Annotated in this window: 22 protein-coding genes; 14 read left to right on the top strand and 8 right to left on the bottom strand. The window is 61.2% G+C overall.

Annotation, left to right across the window (positions count from 1 at the left end; genetic code table 11):
* The first annotated feature begins 169 nt into the window (after nucleotides 1-169).
* The 12 genes from AC4LE2_RS13165 to urtE all read left to right on the top strand — a co-directional run bounded on the left by AC4LE2_RS13165 (nucleotide 170) and on the right by urtE (nucleotide 17400).
* The gene (locus AC4LE2_RS13165; protein WP_491826191.1) at nucleotides 170-1378 is read left to right on the top strand and encodes an aminotransferase-like domain-containing protein; all 1209 of its coding nucleotides are present in this window, start codon (nucleotides 170-172) and stop codon (nucleotides 1376-1378) included.
* Between the two features lie 105 nt (nucleotides 1379-1483).
* Nucleotides 1484-2161, top strand: a complete 678-nt coding sequence (locus AC4LE2_RS13160; protein WP_491826190.1) for a response regulator — start codon at nucleotides 1484-1486, stop codon at nucleotides 2159-2161.
* Nucleotides 2158-3501, top strand: coding sequence for an ATP-binding protein (locus tag AC4LE2_RS13155; RefSeq protein ID WP_491826189.1), 1344 nt, complete (start codon nucleotides 2158-2160; stop codon nucleotides 3499-3501). Before AC4LE2_RS13160 ends, AC4LE2_RS13155 begins: the two co-directional genes overlap by 4 nt.
* A 319-nt stretch (nucleotides 3502-3820) precedes the next feature.
* The gene (locus tag AC4LE2_RS13150; RefSeq protein ID WP_491826188.1) at nucleotides 3821-5143 is read left to right on the top strand and encodes a dicarboxylate/amino acid:cation symporter; all 1323 of its coding nucleotides are present in this window, start codon (nucleotides 3821-3823) and stop codon (nucleotides 5141-5143) included.
* 343 nt (nucleotides 5144-5486) lie between these two features.
* Entirely contained in the window at nucleotides 5487-7301 is a 1815-nt protein-coding gene (atzF, locus tag AC4LE2_RS13145; protein ID WP_491826187.1) for an allophanate hydrolase, read from the top strand.
* A 63-nt stretch (nucleotides 7302-7364) separates the two neighbouring features.
* The gene (gene uca / locus AC4LE2_RS13140; RefSeq protein WP_491826186.1) at nucleotides 7365-11000 is read left to right on the top strand and encodes an urea carboxylase; all 3636 of its coding nucleotides are present in this window, start codon (nucleotides 7365-7367) and stop codon (nucleotides 10998-11000) included.
* A gap of 25 nt (nucleotides 11001-11025) precedes the next feature.
* Nucleotides 11026-11748 carry a GntR family transcriptional regulator gene (locus AC4LE2_RS13135; protein ID WP_491826185.1) on the top strand — a complete coding sequence of 241 codons (723 nt, stop codon included), beginning with the start codon at nucleotides 11026-11028 and terminating at the stop codon, nucleotides 11746-11748.
* Between the two features lie 69 nt (nucleotides 11749-11817).
* Entirely contained in the window at nucleotides 11818-13083 is a 1266-nt protein-coding gene (urtA, locus tag AC4LE2_RS13130) for an urea ABC transporter substrate-binding protein (RefSeq protein ID WP_491826184.1), read from the top strand.
* 93 nt (nucleotides 13084-13176) lie between these two features.
* Nucleotides 13177-14748 carry an urea ABC transporter permease subunit UrtB gene (gene urtB, locus AC4LE2_RS13125; RefSeq protein WP_491826183.1) on the top strand — a complete coding sequence of 524 codons (1572 nt, stop codon included), beginning with the start codon at nucleotides 13177-13179 and terminating at the stop codon, nucleotides 14746-14748.
* Complete coding sequence (gene urtC / locus AC4LE2_RS13120) at nucleotides 14748-15827, top strand: urea ABC transporter permease subunit UrtC (protein WP_491826182.1); 1080 nt, start codon at nucleotides 14748-14750, stop codon at nucleotides 15825-15827. Before urtB ends, urtC begins: the two co-directional genes overlap by 1 nt.
* On the top strand, nucleotides 15824-16684 hold the full coding sequence (gene urtD / locus AC4LE2_RS13115) for an urea ABC transporter ATP-binding protein UrtD (protein ID WP_491826181.1): 861 nt from the start codon (nucleotides 15824-15826) through the stop codon (nucleotides 16682-16684). Before urtC ends, urtD begins: the two co-directional genes overlap by 4 nt.
* Before the next feature lie 17 nt (nucleotides 16685-16701).
* Nucleotides 16702-17400 (top strand): urea ABC transporter ATP-binding subunit UrtE, encoded by a 699-nt coding sequence (urtE, locus tag AC4LE2_RS13110; RefSeq protein ID WP_491826180.1) that lies wholly within the window; start codon nucleotides 16702-16704, stop codon nucleotides 17398-17400.
* A gap of 18 nt (nucleotides 17401-17418) precedes the next feature.
* Here urtE and AC4LE2_RS13105 read toward each other — a convergent pair whose 3' ends face one another.
* Nucleotides 17419-17913 carry a SprT family zinc-dependent metalloprotease gene (locus AC4LE2_RS13105; RefSeq protein WP_491826179.1) on the bottom strand — a complete coding sequence of 165 codons (495 nt, stop codon included), beginning with the start codon at nucleotides 17911-17913 and terminating at the stop codon, nucleotides 17419-17421.
* Between the two features lie 177 nt (nucleotides 17914-18090).
* On the opposite strand from AC4LE2_RS13105, the gene ttcA reads away from it, so the two are divergent.
* Entirely contained in the window at nucleotides 18091-18915 is an 825-nt protein-coding gene (gene ttcA / locus AC4LE2_RS13100) for a tRNA 2-thiocytidine(32) synthetase TtcA (RefSeq protein WP_491826178.1), read from the top strand.
* Nucleotides 18916-18918: 3 nt separating this feature from the next.
* Here the strand turns inward: ttcA and AC4LE2_RS13095 are convergent, their stop codons facing one another.
* From AC4LE2_RS13095 to arsC, 3 genes are read right to left on the bottom strand one after another with little or no spacing between them, the layout of a single operon-like run.
* A complete protein-coding gene (locus tag AC4LE2_RS13095; protein ID WP_491826177.1) occupies nucleotides 18919-19590 on the bottom strand; it encodes a DNA-3-methyladenine glycosylase I in 672 nt (223 codons plus the stop codon).
* Complete coding sequence (gene wrbA / locus AC4LE2_RS13090) at nucleotides 19591-20205, bottom strand: NAD(P)H:quinone oxidoreductase (protein ID WP_491826176.1); 615 nt, start codon at nucleotides 20203-20205, stop codon at nucleotides 19591-19593.
* Complete coding sequence (gene arsC / locus AC4LE2_RS13085; RefSeq protein ID WP_491826175.1) at nucleotides 20202-20555, bottom strand: arsenate reductase (glutaredoxin); 354 nt, start codon at nucleotides 20553-20555, stop codon at nucleotides 20202-20204. Before arsC ends, wrbA begins: the two co-directional genes overlap by 4 nt.
* A 66-nt stretch (nucleotides 20556-20621) precedes the next feature.
* On the opposite strand from arsC, the gene AC4LE2_RS13080 reads away from it, so the two are divergent.
* Entirely contained in the window at nucleotides 20622-21104 is a 483-nt protein-coding gene (locus AC4LE2_RS13080) for a TlpA family protein disulfide reductase (RefSeq protein ID WP_491826174.1), read from the top strand.
* A gap of 3 nt (nucleotides 21105-21107) precedes the next feature.
* On the opposite strand, the gene AC4LE2_RS13075 is transcribed toward AC4LE2_RS13080, so the two are convergent.
* The 4 genes from AC4LE2_RS13075 to AC4LE2_RS13060 form a co-directional block, all read right to left on the bottom strand.
* Nucleotides 21108-21545, bottom strand: coding sequence for a hypothetical protein (locus AC4LE2_RS13075; protein ID WP_491826173.1), 438 nt, complete (start codon nucleotides 21543-21545; stop codon nucleotides 21108-21110).
* 67 nt (nucleotides 21546-21612) lie between these two features.
* Nucleotides 21613-24372 (bottom strand): response regulator, encoded by a 2760-nt coding sequence (locus tag AC4LE2_RS13070; protein ID WP_491826172.1) that lies wholly within the window; start codon nucleotides 24370-24372, stop codon nucleotides 21613-21615.
* A gap of 82 nt (nucleotides 24373-24454) precedes the next feature.
* Complete coding sequence (locus tag AC4LE2_RS13065) at nucleotides 24455-25405, bottom strand: DUF979 domain-containing protein (RefSeq protein WP_491826171.1); 951 nt, start codon at nucleotides 25403-25405, stop codon at nucleotides 24455-24457.
* The gene (locus AC4LE2_RS13060) at nucleotides 25402-26118 is read right to left on the bottom strand and encodes a DUF969 domain-containing protein (protein ID WP_491826170.1); all 717 of its coding nucleotides are present in this window, start codon (nucleotides 26116-26118) and stop codon (nucleotides 25402-25404) included. Before AC4LE2_RS13060 ends, AC4LE2_RS13065 begins: the two co-directional genes overlap by 4 nt.
* Between the last annotated feature and the right edge of the window lie 89 nt (nucleotides 26119-26207).

Below are 26207 nucleotides of genomic sequence, written 5' to 3'. Positions count from 1 at the left end.
TCGTTATCGGTTGTCGTATAACCTGGCGTCAGTATCCGGATGGCGCCTGGTTTGTCAAAGACTGACCACGGATTTCATGCCACACAGGCATGACGTTCTGCCGATTGCTCCATTGTTCTGCCCTAGGCTGCGCTCGGATACTGGGCTTTTGACACAGGAGCGTAGCGTGATGGATGCAACGTCGAAGGGGTACCGTTTCAATCAGGCATTCCAGGCGCCAGGCGGGTCTGCGATCCGTGAGCTGTTCAAGTACTTGTCCCAGCCTGGAATGATCTCCTTCGCAGGGGGCTATCCTGCCCCGGCACTGTTCGATGCTCAAGGCTTGGCCGCTGCGACGGCCTTGGCCATGGCCGAGCCTGAGCGCTGTCTGCAATATGGCGCCACGGAAGGCACGCCTGCGCTGCGCGAGCAACTGGCTGCGCTGATGGCTCGGCGCGGGGCACCCGTGCGCCCCGATGAGCTGCTGGTAACGACCGGCTCGCAGCAAGGGCTGGACCTGCTTATTCGGGTGCTGCTCAGCCCCGGTGACGCCGTACTGGTAGAGCGCCCCACCTACCCGGCAGCGGTACAAGCCTTTCGATTGGCGGGGGCAGCCATCACCGGCGTAGCCAGCGATGCCGACGGCCTGGACCCTCACGCCTTGGCCGAGCGACTGGCCGATGCAGCCCCAGGGCATTACCGCCTGCTGTACTGCGTGCCGGACTTCGCCAACCCCACCGGTGCCTGTATGCCCCTGGCCCGTCGCCTGGCCTTGCTGAGGCTGGCGGCTCAACACCAACTGCTGCTGATCGAGGACGATCCTTACGGTGCCCTGCGTTTCAAGGGGCAGGCCATACCGTCACTGCTAGCACTTGCCGCCCAGGTCCCCGGCGCCGAAGGGCAGGTCGTGCATTTGTCCAGCCTGTCCAAGGTGGTCGCGCCCGGCCTGCGCATAGGGTGGATGATCGCGCCCGCCGCCATCGGCCAGCGCTGCATCATTGCCAAGCAAACCGTAGACCTCTGTACCTCGCCCATCAGCCAACAGATTGCGGCGTGCTACTTGGCCAGCGGCGCGTTGGAGCAGCATCTGCCCAGGCTGTGCGAAGGCTATGCGCGTAAATGTGAAGCCATGCTTGTCGGCCTTGCCGCTTTGGATCGCCGCCTGACTGTGCTGCGGCCTGATGGCGGCATGTTCGTATGGGGGCGCCTGGCCGACGGCAGTGATGCCCAGGCGCTGTTCGACCGTGCTATCGAGCAGAACGTGATGTTTGTGCCAGGGCGGCCCTTTTATGCCAACGACCCCGACCCTGCCAGCCTGCGCTTGTCGTTTGCCGCCCCTGACGTGGAGCAGATCGGCGAAGGCCTGCACCGCCTGGCCAGGGCGCTCGGCCAGGGGTGAGCGGGCCCTGGCGATAGCGGCGGCTGGCGGCGCGGGTTAATCTTGGCGCCCAGGCGGTTGCACGGCCGCCCGGATGGTCGGTTCCCGAGCGCATACGAGGCTGCGATGAAGCTGCTGTTGGTAGAAGATGAAGCCCTGCTACGCCATCACCTGCACACCCGGCTGGGTGACAGCGGGCACATCGTCGAAGCCGTCGCCGACGCCACCGCAGCGCTGCACCAGGCGGCGCAGACCGCCTTTGACCTGGCCATCGTCGACTTGGGCTTGCCGGGGCTGTCGGGGCTTGAACTCATACGTCAGTGGCGGTCGGAAGGGCAGGGGTTCCCGGTGCTTATCCTGACCGCGCGCAACAGCTGGCAGGACAAGGTAGAGGGCTTGGCGGCGGGTGCTGACGACTATGTCGTCAAACCCTTTAGTTTCGAAGAGGTCGAGGCGCGCCTGAACGCCCTGTTGCGCCGCGCCAGCGGCTTCACCCAGCCCACGATTCTGGCGGGCCCGCTGGCCCTGGACCTCAATCGCAAGCAGGCTACCCTTCAGGGTGAGCCCCTGGTGCTCACCGCCTTTGAATATCGCATCCTTGAGTACCTGATGCGCCACCACCAGCAAGTCGTGGCCAAGCAGCGGCTGATGGAGCAACTCTACCCCGACAATGACGAACACGACCCTAATGTGATCGAGGTGCTGGTGGGCCGCATCCGCCGCAAGCTGGAAGCCGCCGAGGGCTTCAAGCCCATCGACACGGTGCGGGGCCTGGGCTACCTCTTCACCGAGCGCTGCCAGTGATTCGTTCCCTGCGGCTGCGCCTGATGCTGGCCGGGGCCTTGCTGGCCGTGCTGTTCATGCTCGGCCTGTTGCCAGCGCTACAGGGGGCGATCAGCCAGGCCCTGCGCGAGTCGGTGGAAGAACGCCTGGCCACCGAAGTCAGTACGCTGGTCGCCGCCGCGCGCCTGGAGCAGGGCCAGTTGCGCATGCCAGCGCCTGCTACCGACGCACGGCTGGCCGTGCCGGATGAGCGCCTGCTGAGCTATATTTTCGATCACCAGGGGGCCCTGCTATGGCGCAGTCAAAGCGCGCCGCCGCCCGAATACCACCCCAGCTACGACGGCCATGGCAACCGCTTTTCTCGCTTTACCGACAAAGCAGGGCAGGCCTGGTGGGTCTATGACGTTGAAGTGCGCGTGCTAGGGGGTGAGCAGGCCGCGTTCAGCGTTGTCACCTTGCAGTCTGTGGGGCCCTACCAGCGCACCCTGGACGCGCTGCGCGATCGGCTTTACCTGGGCTCCGGGGCCGCGTTACTCACCTTGTTGATGTTGTTCTGGGTAGGGATGACCTGGAGCTTGCGCTCGCTGCGTCGGCTTAGCCGTGAACTCGACGAGATTGAAGCCGGCCACCGCCAGGGCTTGAGCGAAGAGCACCCCAGTGAGCTGTTGCGCCTGACCCGGTCGCTCAACCGGCTGCTGGCCAGCGAACGCGAACAGCGCCAGCGTTACCGGGATTCGTTGGGCGACCTGGCCCACAGCCTCAAAACCCCGTTGAGTGTGTTGCAAGGTATCGGTGAGACCCTGGCCAGTGGCAATACCAGCGAAGACGGGCGCCAGGCCTCGGTGCTGCGCGCCCAGGTGGCACGCATGAACCAGCAAGTGGACTACCAACTGCAACGCGCCAATGTGCGTCATGGCGGCTTGGTGCGCCGCCGGGTAGCGGTACGCCCCGTGCTGGATAACCTGGCGACCAGCCTGCGCAAGGTGTACCCGGACAAGCCGGTGACGCTGCACATTGCCCTGGAACCACCCGGTACGCTGCCCATTGAAGAGGGCGCCTTGCTGGAGCTGCTGGGCAACCTGCTGGAAAACGCCTGGCGGCTCTGCCTGGAAGACGTGAGCGTAAGCATGAGCGTGATCGGCCGGCACCTGGAGCTGCTGCTCGAAGATGACGGCCCTGGCATCCCGCCGGACCAGCGCAGCCGTATCCTCCAGCGCGGGGAGCGTTTGGATCGCCAACACCCTGGCCAAGGCATTGGCTTGGCGGTGGCCCAAGACATCGTGCGCGGGTATCACGGCACTCTCACCATCGAGGATTCTCCATTGGGCGGGGCCCGATTCCGGATGAGCTTTCCACTTTAGCGGCCGCCTTTGCTGCGCCTGCGTGTCGTAAAGTTGGCGGATATCCGCCGCGCTGGCCCTCTGCCACCTAGCGGGGTGGCGAGAAACCGCCACCCTCTGTACCTGCCTGTATTCACTTTATCCGCTACAACGCCCGGCTGCTCTGGTGTGTAACGATCTTGTGCGTCTTGGCACGGCCCTTGCGATCTAGCACGCCAGGCCTGCCGGGAATCGCTTCCCGTGCAGCTAGCCAAGAACAAATCCCTCCAATCAGGAGGGTTCACGCTTCATGTGCGCCCGTGTCCGGAAGACGCAGGCAAGCACGCTTGAGGAAATTGCCATGACGACCCGTCAGCCGTTTTATAAATCCCTGTACTTTCAGGTGATCGTCGCGATCATCATCGGTGTGCTGCTCGGCCACTTCTATCCCCAGACCGGGCAAATGCTCAAGCCTCTGGGTGATGGCTTCATCAAGCTGATCAAGATGGTTATTGCACCGATCATCTTCTGTACGGTCGTCAGTGGTATTGCCGGCATGCAGAGCATGAAGGCCGTGGGCAAGACGGGCGGCTACGCGCTGCTGTACTTCGAAATCGTCTCCACCCTTTCTCTGATCATTGGCCTGATCGTGGTCAACGTGGTCCAGCCTGGCGCAGGCATGCACATTGACCCCGCTACCCTGGATGCTTCCAAGGTTGCCACCTATGTGACTCAGGGCGAAGGCCAGAGCGTGGTGGGCTTCCTGCTCAACGTGATCCCGAACACCATCGTGGGTGCCTTCGCCAACGGCGATATCCTGCAGGTGCTGATGTTCTCGGTGATCTTCGGCTTCGGGCTGCACCGCCTGGGCGCCTATGGCAAGCCGCTGCTGGACATGATCGATCGCTTTGCCCATGTCATGTTCAACATCATCAACATGATCATGAAGCTTGCGCCCCTGGGTGCGCTGGGTGCCATGGCCTTCACCATTGGTAACTACGGCATCGGCTCGCTGGTGCAACTGGGCCAACTGATGCTGTGCTTCTACCTCACCTGCGTACTGTTCGTAGTGCTGGTGCTGGGCGCCATTGCCCGTGCTCACGGCTTCAGCGTGTTGAAGTTGGTGCGTTACATCCGTGAAGAACTGCTGATCGTGCTGGGTACGTCATCTTCCGAATCGGCCCTGCCGCGCATGCTGGCCAAGATGGAACGCCTGGGCGCTAAGAAATCTGTGGTGGGCTTGGTGATCCCTACCGGCTACTCGTTCAACCTGGATGGCACTTCCATCTACCTGACCATGGCGGCGGTGTTCATCGCACAGGCCACCGACACTCATATGGACATCACTCACCAGATCACCTTGCTGGCCGTGTTGCTGTTGTCCTCCAAGGGCGCTGCGGGCGTGACCGGTAGCGGCTTTATCGTACTGGCCGCCACCCTGTCGGCGGTGGGCCACTTGCCAGTTGCCGGCCTGGCGTTGATCCTGGGCATCGACCGCTTCATGTCCGAAGCTCGCGCCCTCACCAACCTGGTAGGCAACGCCGTCGCCACCGTGGTGGTTGCCAAGTGGGTTGGCCAGTTGGATGAAACCAAGCTGCAAAGCGAGTTGGCTTCCGGCGGTACGCCGTTGGAGCTGGCATTGCCTGAAGATGACCTGCAAGTGGCCGAAGGGACTCGCTTGTAACACCGGGCCTGGCGCTGTGGGAAGCGTTCGCGAGCTTCGCCCGCTTCCTACAGTGCAAAGCCTTGATGTGGGAAGCGGGTGCTAGCTCGCGAATAGCACACCGCTGTACTCCTTTATGAACATCCCCCTCTCTACTCGTCATTCCCGCATCGGCCTATCAGCCCTTACCGATGCAGGGCTCTCCTGCCTGCCCCACAGCGATGCGCCAGCGCGCTATAAGAGGGCTAAAACCTGTAGCTTTCGCCGAAGATTTTAGCTAAGTAATTGATAAATATAACAATTAAATAATGGCCTGGTTATTGCTAAAGCTGGATTACAACTTGGATACAAGATGGAATCCGCTATGCAGCCCACTCGTTCCTCTTTCTTTGGCTGGACTATCAGCGAATGGATCGCCGCCTACCAAAGCAATGCCATCACGCCTGACAGCCTCCATTGCCTTTCTAAGCAATACCCGCAGGACGACACCGCGTGGATTGCGCGGGTGAGTGATTCCCAGCTGCAGTCCCAGCTTGCCGAGCTTGGCGAGCGGTTGGCTGCCGTAAGTGGCGATATCAGCAAGCTTCCTTTATATGGCGTGCCGTTTGCCATCAAAGACAACATTGATGCCGCCGGCTGGCCCACCACCGCAGGCTGCCCCGAATTTAGCTACATGGCCAGTGAAGACGCTTTCGTTGTCGCACGGCTGCGTGCCGCTGGCGCCATCCTCATGGGCAAGACGAACCTTGATCAGTTCGCTACCGGGCTGGTAGGTACGCGGTCTCCGTTTGGTGCTGTGGTTAACACCTTCAACCCTGAGTACGTCAGTGGTGGCTCCAGCTCAGGGTCTGCATCGGTCGCGGCTCGTGGGTTGGTCGCGTTTTCGCTCGGCACTGACACGGCCGGGTCTGGTCGGGTACCCGCGGGGTTCAACAATATCGTCGGCCTCAAGCCTACGAAGGGGCGGTTGTCCAATACCGGGCTGGTGCCCGCCTGCCGCACGGTTGACTGCATCTCGATTTTTGCACTCACAGTCGAAGACGCTGAATGCGTTGCCAACCTGGCAGGCGTCTACGATGCCACTGATGCGTACTCACGGCACAATCCACAGGCCGCGCCCGTAGCGATGGGCAAGGCGCCGACGTTTGCAGTGCCTGCATCGCTTGAGTTTTTCGGTGACGCCCAGGCCCACGCGGTGTTCGAACACGCGCTGGTGAAGCTTGCCGACCTCGGCGCAGAAATCACGCCCATCGATTTCGCGCCGTTCCGTGAATTGGCCGAGCAGCTTTACTACGGGCCTTGGGTGGCCGAGCGAACCGTGGCTGTGGAGAGTGTGCTGAAGTCCAGGCCTGAGGCTATCGACCCTGTGGTACGCGGGATCGTTGAGAGTGGTTTGGGGTACAGCGCGTGCGATGCTTACAAGGCTGAATACTTGCGTGCTGCGTTGAGCCGCCACATCAACGATGCCCTGGCGGGCTTCGACGCGCTGGTAGTGCCTACATCCCCCACCATCCGCACCTTGGCCGAGATGAAGGCAGAACCGGTGCTGTTCAACTCGCAGTTTGGTTTCTATACCAACTTCACCAATCTGGCGGATTTGTCCGCGCTGGCATTGCCCGCAGGCGTGCGCGCGGACGGGCTGCCCGCAGGGATCACACTGATCGCTCCCGCATGGCATGACCTTGCGCTTACCCATTTCGGGAAACGCTGGCAAACCGCTATCGGCCTGCCGCTGGGTGCAACCGGGCGTTCTTTGCCTGCGGCCCGGCCCGCTGCTCAGGCCGCAGGCACGGTGAGGGTTGCCGTAGTGGGGGCTCACCTGACAGGTATGCCGTTGAACGCTCAGCTGACGAGCCGTAATGCCGTGTTGGTGGAGCAAACCATGACCAGTGGCGACTACCGGCTCTACGCCCTTCCTGGGACCGTGCCGCCCAAGCCGGGGCTGGCCAAAGCCATGGACGGTAAATCGATCATCGTCGAACTGTGGGACATGCCCCTTGCACGGTTCGGCGAGTTCGTTGCCGAGATCCCATCCCCCTTGGGTATCGGGAACCTGACGCTGCTGGATGGGCGCAGTGTGAAGGGCTTCATCTGTGAGCCCTGGGCGCTCACGGACGCGCTGGATATCACAGGTTTCGGCGGATGGCGGGCGTATATCGCTAGCGTGAAAAACACCTGATCGCCGCCCGCAGGCCAAGACAGGCGCTGGCGTTGTTTTCTCGACATTCCTAGGGGTCAACTGATGTTCCATACCGTGCTTATCGCTAACCGCGGAGAAATCGCAGTTCGCGCCATTCGGACGCTGACGCGTCTGGGCGTCAAGAGCGTTGCTCTGTATTCGGAGCCGGACCGTAACGCGGCGCATGTCGCCATGGCCGACGTGTCTGTGGCCCTGGTAGGCGAAAAACCAGCGGATACCTACCTGCATATCGACAAGATTCTGGCGGCCGCCAAGGAAACAGGTGCCCAGGCGATTTACCCCGGTTACGGTTTCTTGTCCGAAAGCGCCGAGTTCGCGGATGCATGCGAAGCGGCGGGCATTGCGTTCATTGGGCCAACGCCTGACCAGATCCGTGAGTTTGGCCTTAAGCACCGTGCACGTGAGCTGGCTGGCGCCGCGCAGGTTCCCATGACGCCGGGCACAGGCTTGCTAGCTAGCCTGGACGAGGCCTTGGAAGAAGCTGCGCGCATTGGTTACCCGATCATGCTGAAAACCACGGCAGGTGGGGGCGGCATCGGTTTGACGCGCTGCGATGACGTTCAAGCCTTGCGCGAGGCCTACGACAGCGTAAAGCGCATGGGTGAGCAGTTCTTCCGCGATTCTGGCGCGTTTATAGAGCGCTTCGTGGATCAGGCCCGGCATGTAGAGGTACAGATATTTGGTGACGGCCAGGGCCGAGTTGTCGCCCTGGGCGAGCGCGATTGCTCTTTACAGCGGCGCAATCAGAAAGTCGTCGAAGAAACGCCAGCGCCGCATCTTCCTGAGGCCACCCGTGCAGCACTGCACCGGGCGGCGGTGAAACTGGGCGAGTCTGTCCGCTACCGAAGCGCGGGCACCGTTGAGTTTATCTATGACGCGGCGTGCGACGAATTTTACTTCCTCGAAGTCAACACCCGTCTTCAAGTGGAGCACCCGGTGACCGAAATGGTGACAGGGCTGGACCTTATCGAGTGCATGCTCAGGGTAGCCGCTGGCGATGCGCTCGACTGGGCAGCCATGACCCGCAAGCCTCAGGGCGCGGCCATCGAGGTGCGTCTTTACGCGGAAGACCCACTGCGCAACTTTTTGCCAAGCCCAGGCGTGCTGACCGAGGTATTTTTCCCCGACGATGTACGTGTCGACAGTTGGGTGAGCACCGGCACTGAAGTGTCCGCATTCTACGATCCGATGATCGCCAAGCTCATCGTGCATGCGCCAACCCGAGAGCAGGCCATTGAAAAGCTTCAGGCCGCACTGGCCGCAACGCGCCTGCACGGCCTGTCGAGCAATCTGGATTATCTGCGTCAGGTGGTGGCCGACCCTCGCTTTTTGAAGGGGGACGTCTGGACCCGGATGCTGGATAGCTTCGTCTTCAAACCCAGCGTCATTGAAGTGATCGAGCCCGGCACCTACAGCAGCATCCAGGATTTTCCCGGTCGCTTGGGCTATTGGAGCGTGGGTGTACCTCCCTCCGGGCCCATGGACGATTTTGCCTTCCGCCTGGCTAACCGCATCGTCGGTAACCACGAAAGCGCGGCTGGTCTTGAGTTTACATTGCAGGGCCCGACGCTGCGGTTTCATTGCGACGCGGTGATAGCGCTCACAGGCGCCAACTGCCTGGCTACCCTGGACACTAAACCGGTGCCGTCTTGGGCGCCGATCCAGGTCGCCGCCGGGCAGGTGCTCAAGCTGGAGCGTGCTATCGATGGGTGTCGGGCTTATCTTGCGGTGCGTAACGGGCTGGACGTGCCCCAGTACCTGGGCAGCCGATCAACGTTCGCCCTCGGGCAATTCGGCGGTCATGCCGGTCGTACCTTGCGCACGGCCGATAGGTTAAGCGTGTCACAGCCTGACCTGCCAGCCTGCACGACGCCCGCCCCCGAAGCGTTACCCCAGGCCGTTTCGTCCGCCCTGATTCCGGTGTACGGCAACACCTGGAAGATTGGCGTGCTGTATGGCCCGCATGGCGCGCCGGACTTCTTCACCCAGGCCTCCATAGACGAATTCTTCGCGACCGAATGGGCAGTGCACTACAACTCCAATCGGCTGGGCATTCGCCTCACTGGCCCAAAGCCAGGCTGGGCGCGGCCCGATGGCGGCGAGGCGGGGCTGCACCCTTCTAACGTGCACGACTGTGAGTACGCCATTGGTGCCATCAACTTCACGGGCGATTTTCCGGTCATCCTCGCCAAGGACGGCCCCAGCCTCGGTGGGTTCGTCTGCCCTGTCACCATTGCCAAGGCTGAGCTGTGGAAGATAGGCCAGGTCAAGCCCGGTGATAAATTGACCTTCTACCCGGTCAGCTTCGAACACGCTCGGCTGATGGAGCAGGCACAAGGCGAGGAGGTGCTGACGCTGCAGGCCAGCCAGGTGGTGGCGTCGCCTGGCCCCAGCCTCCATGCCAGCAGCACCCGCTCGGCCACTGTGCTCGCAGAGCTGGAGGCCACCGACAGCCGCCCTTGCGTGGTCTATCGCCAGGCAGGCGATCACTACCTCCTGATGGAGTATGGCGACAACGTCCTTGATATCGCTTCGCGCCTCAGAATTCATGTGTTGATGGAGGCGCTCAACGCCAACCCCCTTGAAGGATTGGAGGAACTCGCGCCGGGTGTTCGCTCCCTTCAATTGCGGTACGACAGCCGGTTGCTGCATCAGCGCACGCTGATCGCTCACCTTATTGAGCTGGAGCAAACACTTGGGGATGTTTCGGGCATCAAGGTACCGACACGTATCATCCACCTCCCTCTTGCGTTTGAAGACAGCGCAACGCTTGGCGCTGTCCAGCGTTACCAGGAAACCGTCACGGCCCAGGCACCCTGGCTGCCTAACAACGTCGATTTCCTGCAAAGAACCAACGGCTTGCAAACCCGTGAACAGGTGCGCGACATCCTGTGCGAAGCCAGCTATCTGATCCTGGGGTTGGGCGATGTGTACCTGGACGCACCCTGTGCGGTCCCCTTGGACCCTCGCCACCGTTTGCTCAGCTCTAAGTACAACCCTGCGCGCACCTTTACCGCCGAAGGCACTGTCGGAATCGGCGGGATGTACATGTGCATCTACGGGATGGACTCCCCAGGCGGCTATCAGCTGGTAGGCCGTACCTTGCCGATCTGGAACAAATACGCCAAGAACTCTCAGTTCAAAAACGGCCAGCCGTGGCTGCTCCACTTTTTTGACCAAGTGAAGTTTTATCTGGTGGAGGAGCAAGAGTTGACCGCACTTCGCGAGGCGTTTCGCGAAGGTCGTGCGCACATCCGCATCGAAGAGACGGAGTTCGATTTCGCTCAGTACAAACGCTTTCTCGACGACAACGCGGACAGTATCGACGCGTTCCAGGCCCGGCAGAAAATTGCGTTTGACGCAGAGATCGACCGATGGAAAGACGACGTTATCGATGACCCAATCGAACAGGCCACGCCAAGTCAGCAGGAAGACAGCTTCGCAGGCCATCAAGTGTGTGCCGATTTGAATGGAAGCGTCTGGAAAGTGTTAGTAGAGCCAGGGCAGGCGGTGGAGGTGGGCGATAAGCTGGTGGTGGTCGAGGCCATGAAGATGGAACTTGCGATCACTGCCCCAGTGGCGGGCACGGTCGCCTCGATTCGATGCATCCCCGGCAAACCCGTTGTACCGGGTGATGTAGTGCTTTACATCGATACCACTGAGCGAGCAATCGCCTAAACAGACCCGCCGGACGCACATACACATGCAGATTTCAGATTCGAAAAAGTCAAAAGAACGTCCGGAAAACCTTGCCGAACGCATCTACACCCAGCTTAAGGGCGACATTTTCGAATTTCGCCTCATCCCCGGCGACCGCTTCAGCGAAACTGAAGTAGCAGAACGTGTTCAGGCGAGCCGTACGCCGGTTAGACAGGCGCTTTATCGCCTGGAGCGTGAGGGGTACCTCGAAGTGTATTTTCGTAGCGGCTGGCAAGTTAAGCCTTTTGACTTCAATTACTTCGAAGAACTGTACGACGTGCGGGTCGTGCTGGAAACCGCCGCAGTGGCACGGTTGGCGTCCATGGACCTTGAGGCCAACCCCGAAATCAGCGAACTCAAGACTATATGGCTGATTGAGGAGGCTCAGCGCTTTCAGGACAGCCAAATCGTTTCCACGCTAGATGAGCGTTTTCACTGTGCCTTGGTAGAGGCCACGGGTAATACGCAAATGGCCCGGATGCACTTCGAGGTCACTGAAAAGATCCGGATCATCCGGCGCCTGGACTTCACCCAGGCGCCCAGGGTCAGCGCCACGTATGCCGAACACGGGCAGATTCTTAGCGCGATATTGCAACGTAGGCCCGAACAAGCGCAGCAATTGCTGAAGACTCACATCGAGATCAGTAAGAAAGAAGTGCGCAAGATCACCCTTCATATGCTGCATGTGGCTCGCCAGCGTGCCCAGTTGAAAGCGGTGACAGAGTAAACCTTTGATTCAACTGCCCGGCTGTCTCGATTGACCTTTGGCAACTAATTAGAATTGGAGCAGATATCAATGAAGCGTCGTAGTTTGATCAAGGCTTTCACGCTGACGGCATCCATCGCCGCCATGGGGCTGACCTGGACTGCCCAGGCCGCAGAGACCCTCAAGGTTGGCATCCTGCATTCGCTGTCGGGCACCATGGCAATCTCCGAGACGTCCCTCAAGGATGTCGCGCTGATGACAATCGATGAGATCAACGCTAAGGGCGGTGTTAACGGCAAGATGCTGGAGCCGGTGGTGGTCGACCCCGCGTCCAATTGGCCGCTGTTCGCGGAAAAGGCCCGGCAGTTACTGACCCAGGACAAGGTGTCCGTGGTATTCGGTTGCTGGACCTCGGTGTCGCGTAAATCGGTACTGCCGGTATTCGAAGAACTCAACGGTTTGTTGTTCTACCCTGTGCAGTACGAAGGTGAAGAAATGTCGCCGAACGTATTCTATACCGGCGCCGCACCCAACCAGCAGGCAATTCCCGCAGTTGAATACCTGATGAGCGAAGACGGCGGTGCGGCCAAGCGATTTTTCCTGCTGGGCACGGACTATGTTTACCCGCGCACGACCAACAAGATTCTGCGTTCGTTCCTGCACGCCAAAGGCGTGAAAGACAGTGATATCGAAGAGGTGTACACCCCATTCGGGCACAGCGACTATCAAACCATTGTGGCGAACATCAAGAAGTTCTCCGCCGGTGGCAAGACCGCTGTGATTTCTACCGTTAACGGTGACTCCAACGTGCCGTTCTACAAGGAACTGGCCAACCAGGGCCTGAAAGCGACCGACGTTCCAGTCGTCGCCTTCTCGGTGGGTGAGGAAGAGCTGCGCGGCATCGACACCAAGCCGCTGGTAGGCAACCTTGCCGCCTGGAATTACTTCCAGTCCGTCGAGAACCCGGTAAACACGAAGTTCGTGGCGGACTGGAAAGCCTATGCCAAGGCTCACAACCTGCCAGGTGCTGACAAGGCGGTCACTAATGACCCGATGGAGGCCACCTACGTGGGTATTCACATGTGGGCGCAGGCAGCCGAAAAAGCCAAGTCCACTGAGGTGGATAAGGTTCGCGACGCCATGGCCGGGCAGACGTTCGCCGCCCCCTCGGGCTTTACCCTGACCATGGACAAGACCAACCACCACCTGCACAAGCCGGTGATGATCGGTGAGATCCAGGACGACGGCCAGTTCAACGTTGTGTGGCAAACCAAAGAGCCCATCCGCGCCCAGCCTTGGAGCCCCTACCTTCCAGGTAATGACAAGAAACCTGACCACCCGGTGAAGGGTAACTAACCACGGGTTAGTCATGTTCATCTGAAATAAATCCTGTCCAGGGCTGGCTGCGCGCCAGGCCTGGATGGCTCGGCGATGATTTCAGGATCCCTTATGCGCTTAGTGTTTTATCGATTGGTTTTGATACTGGGCATGCTGATCCCCGCATGGGCCCACGCATCGGATGCCGAGGAGTTCGCCTCGGCCAGTTCATCTGGGCAGGCCGAGCTTTTGGAGACGTGGGGCGCCCAACCTGATCCGTCACGAGTGAGCCTGTTGGTTGCCCTGCAAGAAGGGCGAGTTGCAGTGGGCAACGACAAGCGTGTGTTCATCGAAACCGGCACAAACTGGGTAGCGCTCGACGGGGCCGAGGTGGGCACCGAAGCGCCCCGAAAACTGCGTTTGAATAACCGCATGCGCGGGCTGGTCAATATGGCGCTGGCTAGCCACCAATTACTGTCTGGCAACCCAAGGGTTCGCCTGTCCTCCGCGCAGGAACTACAGAAGACCGCGCAGCCCGCGATGTTGGGCCTGCTGGATCGACGGGCCGCGGCAGAAACCGATAGCAACGTTAAATCCGCGTTGATCCTGGCACTGGCCAATCTGCAAATGGTCGACCCCCACCCGGCGGTTCGGCTGGCCGCTGTGCGCTTGCTAGGTGAAACCGGCGAACCCATGGCGCAGGTTCGCCTGGAGGCCTTGTTAGCACCTTCGGTCGAGGCAGATGCCTCGGTTCGCCTGGCAGCGGAAACCAGCCTTGCCCAAGTCAAACGCAAACTGATGATCGGAGAGCTGCTGGGCCAAGCGTTCAGCGGGCTGTCATTGGGTTCGATTCTGCTGCTCGCGGCGCTGGGGTTGGCCATTACCTTCGGCCTGCTGGGCGTCATCAATATGGCCCACGGCGAGATGTTGATGTTAGGTGCCTACTCCACCTACGTGGTGCAAAAGCTAGTCCAGCAGCTCGCGCCAGAGGCGCTTGAGTTCTACCCATTGATCGCACTGCCGGTCGCCTTCGTGGTAACAGCGGCCATCGGCATGATGTTGGAGAGGGTCGTGATACGCCACCTTTACGGGAGGCCACTGGAAACCTTGCTGGCGACCTGGGGCATCAGCCTGATGCTGATCCAGGCAGTCCGCTTGATCTTCGGCGCACAGAACGTCGAAGTGGCCAACCCTCAGTGGCTATCAGGTGGCTGGCAGGCCCTGCCGAACCTGGTGCTGCCATACAACCGGATCATCATCATTACCTTCGCGTTGTGCGTTGTACTGCTTACCTGGCTGCTGCTGAACAAGACGCGCCTGGGGTTGAACGTACGCGCCGTGACCCAAAACAGAAGCATGGCGGCGTGTTGTGGCGTGCCAACAGGCCGTATCGACATGATGGCCTTTGGGCTGGGCTCAGGTATCGCGGGCCTTGGGGGCGTCGCGCTGAGCCAGATTGGCAACGTGGGCCCTGACCTCGGCCAGGGCTACATCATCGACTCCTTTCTGGTCGTGGTGCTGGGCGGTGTGGGCCAGTTGGCTGGTAGCGTATCAGCGGCCTTCGGCCTGGGTATCGCGAACAAGATTCTCGAACCTCAGATCGGCGCCGTACTGGGCAAGATCCTGATCCTGGTGCTGATCATTCTATTTATCCAGAAACGTCCGCAGGGCCTCTTCGCACTCAAAGGCCGGGTAATCGACTGATGAATCAACCACTGATGCTGACTGCTGCACAAAAAGCCGGGCCCAGGCTCACGGCGACCCTGGGTGGCGCGGTGTTGCTGCTGCTGATCGCACTGCCCTTGTTGTCATTGCTACCGGCTGATAACCCACTGCACGTCTCTGCGTACACCTTGACGCTGGTGGGCAAGATTCTGTGCTACGCGATCGTCGCATTGGCGCTTGATCTGGTCTGGGGTTACGCCGGTATGTTGTCCCTTGGGCATGGCCTGTTTTTCGCATTGGGTGGTTATGCGATGGGCATGTACCTGATGCGCGAAGCGGCTGGCGATTCATTGCCTGGCTTCATGACCTTCCTCTCCTGGACGGAGCTGCCGTGGTACTGGGTCGGTACTCAGCATTTCCTCTGGGCACTGTGCCTGATCGTACTGGCACCCGGTTTATTAGCCTTGGTGTTCGGCTTTTTCGCGTTCCGCTCACGGATCAAGGGCGTGTATTTCTCGATCATGACCCAGGCACTTACGTTCGCCGGCATGCTGCTGTTTTTCCGTAATGAAACCGGCTTTGGCGGAAACAACGGGTTCACCAACTTTCGCAGTATTCTGGGCTTTGATATCACCTCGCAGGGTACGCGGGCCGTGTTGTTCTTGCTGACCGTGGCGTTACTGGTGGCAAGCCTTTATGTGGGCTGGCGCTTGGCTCAGAGCAAGTTCGGCCGGGTGCTGACAGCACTTCGTGATGCTGAAAATCGCCTGATGTTCTGCGGCTACGATCCGCGCGGTTTCAAGTTGTTCGTGTGGGTACTCAGCGCCGTGTTGTGCGGCTTGGCAGGCGCGTTGTATGTGCCTCAAGTTGGCATCATCAACCCCAGTGAAATGTCACCCACCAACTCTATCGAGGCTGCTGTCTGGGTGGCATTAGGCGGCAGGGGCACGCTGATTGGCCCCCTGTTGGGCGCCGGGGTGGTGAATGGAATGAAGAGCTGGTTCACCGTGGCGTTCCCGGAATACTGGCTGTTCTTTCTGGGTGCCCTGTTTATCGTGGTAACGCTGTACCTGCCAAGGGGCGTTATTGGTCTGGTGAAGAAAAAGGCGGAGCAATGAAAGATCCAGCAGCGTCCTCCAAGGCTTGCTTAGTAGCCAATACGCTCGACAACCCGCATGGCAGTGGCCGGGATGCAATTGGCCTGGGCCATGCGCCTAGTGCGGGCCTTGACGTCAGGCACGGCACCCTTCTCACCCTGGAAGATATCAGCGTCAGCTTCGATGGGTTCAAAGCGCTGAATAACCTGAACCTCTACATTGGTGTCGGTGAACTGCGGTGCATCATTGGCCCTAATGGCGCGGGCAAGACCACGCTGATGGACGTGATCACCGGCAAGACACGGCCTACAGAGGGCAAGGCATGGTTCGGCGAAACCATGGATTTGACCAGGATGAGCGAGGTGCAGATCGCTCAAGCGGGCATCGGTCGCAAATTCCAAAAGCCAACGGTATTCGAGGCGCTCAGCGTTTTCCAGAATCTTGAGCTGGCCCAGAAAACCGACAAATCGGTATGGGCGAGTTTGCGTGCAACGCTTAGCGGTGAGCAGCGTGATCGTATTGAAGGCGTGCTTGAGACCATTCGCCTCACCAGCTCGATGCACAGGCCGGCCGGGCTCCTGTCCCATGGCCAGAAACAATTCCTGGAGATTGGAATGCTGCTGGTGCAGGGGCCGCAGCTCCTGCTGCTCGATGAGCCGGTAGCGGGTATGACCGATGCTGAAACCGAGTTCACGGCAGAGCTTTTCAAAACGCTGGCGGGGGCACACTCGTTGATGGTGGTGGAGCATGACATGGGCTTCGTCGGCGCTATTGCCGACCATGTAACGGTACTGCATCAAGGCAGTGTGCTGGCGCAGGGATCGCTTGAGCAGGTTCAAGCCGATGAGCGTGTGATCGAGGTGTATCTGGGCCGTTAAGCCCGACGGGGGTAACTATGTTGCGAGTCGAGAAACTTCACCAGTTCTACGGTGGCAGTCATATTTTGCGGGGGTTGTCCTTCGAGGTGAACGTGGGCGAAGTCACCTGTTTGCTAGGGCGAAACGGGGTCGGAAAAACCACCTTGCTCAGGTGCCTGATGGGGCTGATTCCCGCACGGGAAGGCTCGGTATTCTGGGAGGGCACTGCTATTACCGGTTACAAGCCCCACCAGCGTGTCCATTCAGGGATCGCCTATGTGCCTCAAGGGCGAGAGATCTTTGGGCGGCTTACAGTGGAGGAAAACCTCTTGATGGGGTTGTCGCGTTTTCCAGGCTCACAGGCCAAGGCAGTGCCCGAATTCATTTACGAGCTGTTCCCCGTGCTGCTACAGATGAAACATCGCCGGGGCGGAGACTTGTCTGGTGGTCAGCAGCAACAGTTGGCAATTGGTAGAGCATTGGCCAGCCGTCCACGGCTGTTGATCCTCGATGAGCCCACGGAGGGCATACAGCCGTCTGTCATCAAGGAAATCGGGGCTGTGATCAAGACGCTGGCCGCCCAGGGCGACATGGCTATTCTGCTCGTCGAGCAGTTCTACGACTTCGCCGCCGAGTTGGCGGATCACTACCTGGTGATGTCACGCGGGGAAATCGTGCAGCAGGGGCGTGGTGAGCACATGGAGGCCGAGGGTGTGAGGGGGTTGGTGACCATCTGAGTCGGCGACCGGGCATGGCTACATCACCTTCGTTTCCCCACTGAACACCAAGGCCTTGCGGCACGCCCGGCATAGGTAGCGGCGCCCTTTGCGCACGAACCCATGACGTTGAGCAGTAAAGTGGAATACCCCTTCGGGGCAAGGGCAGCGGTAGATGTACCGCGTTACTTGCCGACGCTTCACAGCATAGTTGTGACAGCGCAGGGGTTTAAGTTCATACACCCCCTTCATGATGAGCTGCCATTCCTCGCCATGGGGCTGTATGCGGTCGCCGAACAATTCGTGCGCCACCAGGTGCGCCACCTCATGGGGCACCGTCTGACGTAGAAAGTCTTCGGTGTTTTGCTGGTACAGCTCGGCATTGAAGCGCAGCGTGTTTTCATGCAGATGGGCAACGCCGGCTTTCTGGCCGCGCAGCTTCAGGCTCACCATCGGGCGCTTGAAAGGGCGTTTGAAAAAGGTTTCGGCTTGCCGGTAGCAAGCTTCTACCTGGGATAACAACGGTTCGGACATAGGCAGTGCTCCACAAGCGGCAATTATGCCCTGCACACCGCTGCGCTGTAGAACCGCTTGTCATTGTTCATGGGCGGCCTGGCCCTGCACGCGCTGCCTGGCCTACGTTTGCCGCCGATTTGCAGGTAGAATGCGCGCCTTCGCATTCCGCCGTCGTACGTATCAGGATTTCTTTTCATGGGCACCTTCTCGGTCAACCAGAACAAACTGCAGAAACGTCTTCGCCGCTTGGCGGGGGAGGCCGTGGCTGACTTCAACATGATCGAGGACGGCGACAAGGTGATGGTGTGCCTGTCGGGCGGCAAAGACAGCTACACCATGCTGGACGTGCTGCTGCACCTACAGAAGGTAGCGCCTATCCGCTTCGAGCTGGTGGCGGTGAACATGGACCAGAAGCAACCGGGTTTCCCAGAGCACGTGCTGCCGGCTTACCTCAAGGCCTTGGGAGTGGAGTACCACATCGTCGAAAAGGACACCTATTCGGTGGTCAAGGCGTTGATCCCGGAGGGCAAGACCACCTGCTCGCTGTGCTCGCGCCTGCGCCGTGGCACGCTCTACACCTTCGCTGATGAAATTGGCGCGACCAAAATGGCGTTGGGGCATCACCGTGATGACATCGTGGAGACGTTCTTCCTCAATATGTTCTTCAACGGCGCGCTCAAGGCAATGCCGCCCAAGCTACTGGCAGACGACGGCCGCAACGTGGTGATCCGGCCACTGGCCTATTGCGCAGAGAAAGACATCCAGGCCTATTCCGACCTCAAGCAGTTCCCGATCATCCCGTGCAACCTGTGTGGCTCTCAGGAAAACCTTCAGCGCCAGGTGGTCAAGGACATGCTGGTGGAGTGGGAGCGCAAGCACCCAGGCCGCACGGAGAGTATTTTCCGTGGCTTGCAGAACGTCGTGCCGTCGCAATTGGCCGACCGCGACCTGTTCAACTTCTGTGACCTGCGTATCGACGAAAGCGCCACGCCGCGCTTCGTCGATCTGATGAACCTCTGACCCTCAGTGATTCACCGTGTGGGCCAGCATCACCGACAGTTGGCACAAGGGGCGCCCGCTCTGCGCGTGCCAGGTGTTGAACGCCGCTTGCGCCGCGGCCAGGTCTCGCAAACTGGTGGGCACCCGGTCCACGATACCCTGGGCATTAAGCGCGGCGACCACATCTTGAGTGGCCACAAAGGTGTCTTTGCCTACCATGCGCAAAAAACGCGGCGCCGATAGCCCACCCAGCTGGTTGCCATGGCGTTGCAGGTAGCGCCATAGCCCAATGATGTCTGTCACGGGCCAGTCGGTGATAAAGGCTGCGAAGCTGCCGTGCTCCTGGGCCACGTCCAGGATCATCTGGGCATTGATCGGCACGCTACGCAGCTTGCCCAGGTGCCGGATGATCCGCGTGTCGTGCATCATTCGCTCCAGGTGCTCGCCCCCCATCAGCACGACTTTCTCCGGATCAAAGCCGAAAAACACCTGCTCGAACGCCGGCCACTTGGCGTCCACCAGGCTGTGCTTGAGCCCGGCACGGAACACACGCAAGGCGAGGGTAGAGAGGTAGCGGTCATCAGGCTTTGCCCGCAGCTCGCTGTCGGGGCGCGGGTGGGGCAGGCGTGCCTCTAGCGCCGCGACCGAGCCGAAGCGGTTCAGGCAGTGTTCGTACAGCCATTGGTAATCACGCATTCAGGCCCGCGCCTCCAGGGGGTGGGCAAGCCTGCGCGCAGCCTCGGCCACCCGTTGGCCCAACGCCCGACACAGGGTAGTTTCATGGGTGTCCAAGGGGCGTTTGCCGTCGTTACCGGCGTGGTGGCTGGCGCCATAGGGGGTACCGCCGCCCTGCGTGTCCAGCAAAGCGGATTCACTGTACGGCAGGCCGGCGATCAGCATGCCGTGGTGCAGCAGGGGCAGCATCATCGACAGCAGGGTGGTTTCCTGGCCACCGTGCAAACTGGCCGTAGAGGTAAACACCGCCGCCGGTTTGCCAGACAGCGCGCCGCTCAGCCACAGGCTGCTGGTGCCGTCGAGAAAGTACTTCAGGGGGGCGGCCATGTTGCCGTAGCGCGTAGGGCTGCCCAGTACCAGGCCTGTGCAGTGGCTCAGGTCGTCCAGCGTGGCGTAGGCCGCACCTTCGGCCGGTACGGCCGGGGCGACGGCTTCGCAGTCGGCCGAAACCGCCGGAACGGTACGCACACGGGCTTCCAGGCCGCCACGTTCGACGCCTCTGGCCACTTGCATGGCCATCTCCCGGGTGGCGCCGTGGCGGCTGTAATAGAGCACTAAAACGTAGGGGGTGGTCATGACAACAGCTCCAACAGGTTATCCAGCGGTCGGCCGATAGCGGCGCGGTCGCCACGCACCAGAATCGGCCGCTCGATGAGTACAGGGTGGCTGACCATGGCGTCGATCAGCGCTTGTTCAGAGTGGTGAGGCGCCGCCAGGTTCAAGGCGGTGTAGGCGTCTTCGCCGGTACGCAGCAGCCCACGGGCACCGATGCCCAGGCGTGCCAGCAGGTCGCGCAGGGTGTCAGCGCTGGGTGGCGTATCCAGGTAACGCACCACGGTAACGGGCAGGTTACGGCCTTGCAGCAGTTCGAGCGCGGCTCTTGATTTGGAGCAGCGTGGGTTGTGATAGAGAGTAAGGTCGTTCATGGGGGTCGCCTAGGCTGTCAACAGGCGGCTATTCTACCGTCCTGATTCCTGATGACGAGGCAACCCATGCGTTCACACTTCAACGTGGGTCGGATAAGGGCGCTGGCGCCCTGGCTGCTGGCGCTGTGCTTGGCCGGTTGTGGGCAACCCGACCTGGGCCCTGACATGAAGGGCCAGACGGTCACGGCCAAGAGCCTTGAAGGGCAATGGCTGGTGGTTAATTACTGGGCCACTTGGTGTGGGCCCTGCCGCCGGGAGATTCCCGAGCTCAATGCCTTTGCCACACAGGTGGCAAGCCAGGGGGTGCACGTGGTGGGGGTGAATTTCGATCAGCTCAAGGGCGACGAACTGGCCCAGGCTGCCACGGGCATGGGCATCACCTACCGGGTGTTGGTGCAAGACCCGGCAGAGGTGCTGGAATTACCATCGGCCGAGGGCTTGCCGGTAACCTTCGTACTTGACCCGCAACGTAAGGTACGGGCCATCCTACTCGGCGAACAAACAGCGGCTGGCCTGACCCAGCGCCTGGCAGCGCTCAAGGGCAGCTAACCGCTACGCTGCTTGGGCTGCGCAGGCCGGGCAGAGGTGACCAGCGCTTTCGCTGCGCCAGCCCAGCTCGGCAATGCGCGCAGTGGCGGCCGGCTGAAGCGCCGCCTCGCCCAGGCTTGAATCCACCGCGAACTCGAAGTTCATGGCCTTGCCACAGGCGTCGCAGTTCACGTCCCAGCGGTGAATGGCCAGTGCCTTGAAGGCCGGGCCACTGGCCACGGCGGTCCACTGACCGGGTGGGTTGATGAGGTGGCGCACTTTGTCGACCGTCAGGCGCATGCTCAAGGTTTGACTGCCCTTGAGGGTGACCAGCAACACGTCATCGGCGCGCACCGCGCCCCCGTTACCCGTTACCTGATAGCGGCCTGGCGACAAGGCCCGGCACTCGATCAAGGTATGGTGAGGCGTAAGCAGGCTGTAGCGGAAATCGTGTTCGACCATAAGGCCTCCGAGAAAGGGCGCGCATCTTACCACGTGGCTGCCCCTGGGGCGCCCCTGCGGGCAGGGCTTACGCCGTTACCCGCGCATGCGCCGCCAGCCGCACGATGGCCTGTTCCAGTTCGTCCAGGGCGCCTTGAGCGCCCGGGGCCTGTTGTTTGAGCAAGGTTTCACTGCGCTGACAGGCTGCGCGCAGTTGAGGCACGCCACAGTACCGCGTTGCGCCATGGAGCCGGTGCACCCGTTCGAGCAACGCATGCTGGTCGTTGGTCTGACGGGCCGCGTGGATGGCCCGACGGTCTTCGTCCAGCGCTGCCAGCAGCATGGCCAGCATGTCCACCGCCAAGTCTTCCTTGCCGGCAGCCAGGCGCAGGCCTTCCTCGTGGTCGAGAATCAATTGATCGCTGTCGCTGCTGGCGATTTCGCTCAAGCGTTCAGCCGGCTGGCCGCGCAGGGCGAGGCCTGTCCACTTGAGTACGACTTGTGCCAGCTGACGCTCGCTGATGGGCTTGGTCAGGTAATCGTCCATGCCGCTGTGCAACAGCGCCCGTTTTTCATTGGCCATGGCGTGGGCGGTGAGCGCCACGATTGGCAGCGCGGCGCCTGGCCGGTTGGCTTCCCATAAGCGAATGCGTTCAGTGGTTTCACGGCCGTCCATGCCGGGCATCTGCACGTCCATCAGCACCAGGTCCAGCGGGCGATGCTGCACGGCCTCCAATGCGGCCTTGCCACTGTCCACGGCCTCCACCCAGGCGCCCATGTCTTCCAGCAAGGTCTGTACCAGCAGCAGGTTGGCAGGGTTGTCGTCCACACACAGGATGCGCGGGGGGCGGTCCATGGGCGCTTCTTCAACGGTGACCTGCCCCCGGTGTGGGCTTACCAGTTCGCTCAATACCCTGCGTAACGTGCGGTTGCAGGCAGGTTTGGCCTGAAGCTGACTATGGGGGTTGGGCACCACTGAGTGGAAGGCGCTTTGCTCGGTCGTTGGGCACAGCACCAGCACATGACACCCTTGCTGTTGCAGGTCCCTGAGCCAGGGCCTCAGGCGCTCGGGCGGGTATTGCTGGGCCGTCAAGCCCAGCACGGCCAGCTCGATGGGCTGGCCGGCCACGTGTGCTGCCGCCACCGCATGGGCCAGTGTTTCCAGGGTGCTGAAGGTCACAGCCTGCAGGCCCAGGTCCGTGAGTTGGTGCTCCAGGGCCTGGCGTGCCAGTTCGTGGTGCTCCAATACCGCTACGCGCCGCCCTTGCAAGGCCGGTACAGGCAGGTCTTCGGCTTCTTCACGGGCGCGGGGCAGGGCAAGGCTGATCCAGAAGGTACTGCCTTCGCCGGGGGTGCTGTCTACGCCGATCTCGCCGCCCATCTGTTCGACCAGGCGCTTGGAGATCACCAGGCCCAGGCCCGTGCCGCCGGGTTGCCGGGACAGTGAGTTGTCGGCTTGGCTGAAGGCCTGAAACAGCGCTCGCACGTCATCGTTGGACAGGCCGATGCCGGTGTCCTGAATGCTGATGCGCAAGTGCGCAATGTCGCCAGACTCACTGTCCTCTTCGAGCATGGCGCGGGCAATGATAGTGCCTTGGTGAGTGAACTTGATGGCGTTGCTGACCAGGTTGGTAAGGATCTGCTTGAGCCGCAGCGGGTCGCCCACCAGCGCCAGCGGGGTGTCCCGGTAAACCAGGCTCACCAGCTCCAGCTCCTTGGCATGGGCGGCAGGGGCGAGGATGGTCAGGGTGTCCTGGAGCACGTCACGCAGGTTAAAGGGGATGCTGTCGAGCACCAGCTTGCCGGCTTCGATCTTGGAGAAGTCCAGAATCTCGTTGATGATCGCCAGGAGGTTATCGGCCGATTTTTCGATGGTGTTGAGGTAGTCCAGCTGGCGCGGTGTCAGCTCGCTCTTTTGCAGCAGGTGGGTAAAGCCCAGGATGCCGTTGAGAGGCGTGCGAATTTCGTGGCTCATATTGGCCAGGAATTCGGACTTGATCCGGCTGGCCTCCAGGGCCTCTTTGCGGGCTAGGTCCAGCTCTATGTTCTGGATCTCGATGGTTTCGAGGTTTTGCCGCACGTCCTCGGTGGCTTGGTCGATGCTGTGTTGCAGCTCATCGTGGGCTTCTTCCAGGGAGGTGGCCATGCGGTTGATGCCGTCGGCCAGTTCGTCCAGCTCATGGTTGCCCAGGGTGGGCAAGCGGTAGTCCAAGTGGCCTTCTTTGATACGGGCAACGGCCAGCTTGATGTGCCCCAGCGGAGCGCTGATGCCACGGCCTAGTTGCAACGCCAGCAACAAGGTGGTGATCAGGCCCGCCGCGATCAGCACCAGGCTGGCAAACAGCATGCGGTAGCCGCGTAACAAGGTATTGGCATGGGAGAGTTCGACCTCGACCCAGCCCAGCAGGCGGTCTTCCTCACCCGGTACCCGTTTACCGGCCATGTCCCGGTCCCGGCCAAACACCGGCTGCAGGTAGCGGGTGGCATCGTTGCCGCTGCGTTGGGCGAGCTGGGTGCCGGTTTCGGTGGGCATGGGGTTCAGCATGCTAGGCCCGGCATGGGCCAGCAGGCCGCGCTCGGCATCCAGGAAGGTCACGCTGCGCACGTCGTTCTGTTCCAGTGCCTGGGCCGCGATCCGCTCCAGCTGGTTGGTTTCGCGAGCAGCCAGGGCAGGCGCCGCCAACGGGGCTAACTGGCTGCTTAGCATTTCGCCACGATTGAGCAGTTGCACGTGCAGCTCAGCCTGCTGCACCCAGGTGAAGTAACCGCCCAGCAGGACCGCCAGCAAGGTTGCCGGCAACATGGTGAGCAGGATCACCCGCCCCTTGATTCCCACTTTCCTTAACACGCCCACACCTCGATACCGGAAGCTCCGCTTGGTGGGCGAACCATACCCTGCTGGCGCCCCCCGTGCACCTGTGGCGCTCGGATTACATCAAGGCGTAAAGCAACAGGGCATTGACCACCAGCATGGCCAGGGCTGTAGGTACCTGCGCCTTGATCACGGCGTAGCGGTCGGGCAGCTCCAACAGCGCCGCGGGCACCAGGTTGTAGTTGGCGGCCATGGGGGTCATCAGGGTGCCGCAGTAGCCAGAAAACATGCCGATGGCCGCGATCACCGCGGGGTTACCGCCGTACACCCCCATCAATACAGGTACCCCCACACCGCCGGTCATCACGGGAAACGCTGCAAAACCGTTGCCCATGACCAGGGTAAACAGGGCCATGCCCAGCACGTAGACCAACACAGCCACCAGGCGGTAATCCATGTCGATGTAGCTGCTGGCCAGGAAGGCCACGGCCTTGCCCACCCCCGCTTCGGTGAACATCAGCCCCAGCATGGCGAGCATTTGCGGCAACACCAGGGCCCACCCCAAGGCTTCGGTCAGGCGCCGGGATTCGCGCATGGCCTGCGCTGGGGTATCCCGCGTGAACCAGCAAGCCAACAGCAATGCCGCCACGCTGGCGACGCCCAGCGCGACGAAGGTGGTATTGGCAGGGTCCAGCAGCAGGCGGTCACCGAGCCTGACGTGCTTCAACCCCAGCGATACCGCCACCGTCAAGACAGGGATGGCCAGCGCTGGAATGAACAGCCGATTGCCCAGCCGGGCCGCCACGGCCTGCTGAACGGTGTCGGCCAACGGGCGGTAGCTGCCGACCGCGACCCCACCGCAGCCGGCCAGAATCGCCATTACCAGTACGCCAATGCCTACCGCCACCGGGGGAAGGCGTTCGCCTATCAGAAACGCCACCGCGAATAGCCCCCAGAACACCCCACTGCGCCAACGACGAGGGTGGGCACGGTCGGCCAGGGTCATGAGGCTGGTAATGGCCAGGATTACCCCCGCCAGCCAATACAGGTACTGGATAGACAAGATCATGCCCGTGGCCCCTCTGCCGGTGGGGCCGCCTGCGCGTGTCGAGCCAGGTAGTGGTCCAGCCGGTACAACCGCAGGCCATGAATGATGAACACACTGATCGCGGTAGGAATGCCCCAGACGGCAATGTGCAACGGGTCCACGTCAATGCCTACACCCAGCAGGAAGGTGTGCATCAAAGCAATGGCGCCAAAGGCCACGAAAATATCTTCACCGAAGAACAAGCCAATGTTGTCGGTGGCCGCACAAAAGGCCAGCAGGCGTTGTCGCACGTCGCTCGATAACGGGCCGTGTACGCGGACTGCGGCGCCCTCTGCCATGGGCGCCAGCAAGGGCCGCACCATTTGCGGATGGCCACCCAGGCTGGTCAGCCCCAGCGCCGCGGTACTTTCACGCACGAACAGGTAGCCGATCAGCAGGCGCCCGGCAGTGGCCTTGGCGAAACGCCCGATCCACTGTTGAGCGTGACGGCGCAGGCCGTGCCGCTCCAGCAGCCCGATCACGGCCAGCGGCAGCAGAATGATCAAGGGCAGGGTGCGGGTTTTGATGAAACCGGTGCCGATGCTGGCGAGGATGCGCTCCAGCGGAAAGTGCGCGGCAAGGCCGGTGACCACGGCAGCGATAGCCACCACCAGCATGGGGTTGAAGCGCAGGATAAACCCGAGAACGATGACGGCGACGCCCGCAAGCGGCCAGAGGTTGAGCGACTCATTCATGGAGAGGTGCCTTTGAGTGGGACGTTCGGCAGAAGCAAGATTATTGTTGCAAGGGCGGGGAGCCCCCTGTTGTTATGAGGCCATTGTTG

The sequence above is a fragment of the Pseudomonas sp. 9.3L genome, from assembly GCF_058536285.1.
Note: the sequence above shows the minus strand (reverse complement) of the source record. Positions and strands in the feature narration are given on the sequence as shown.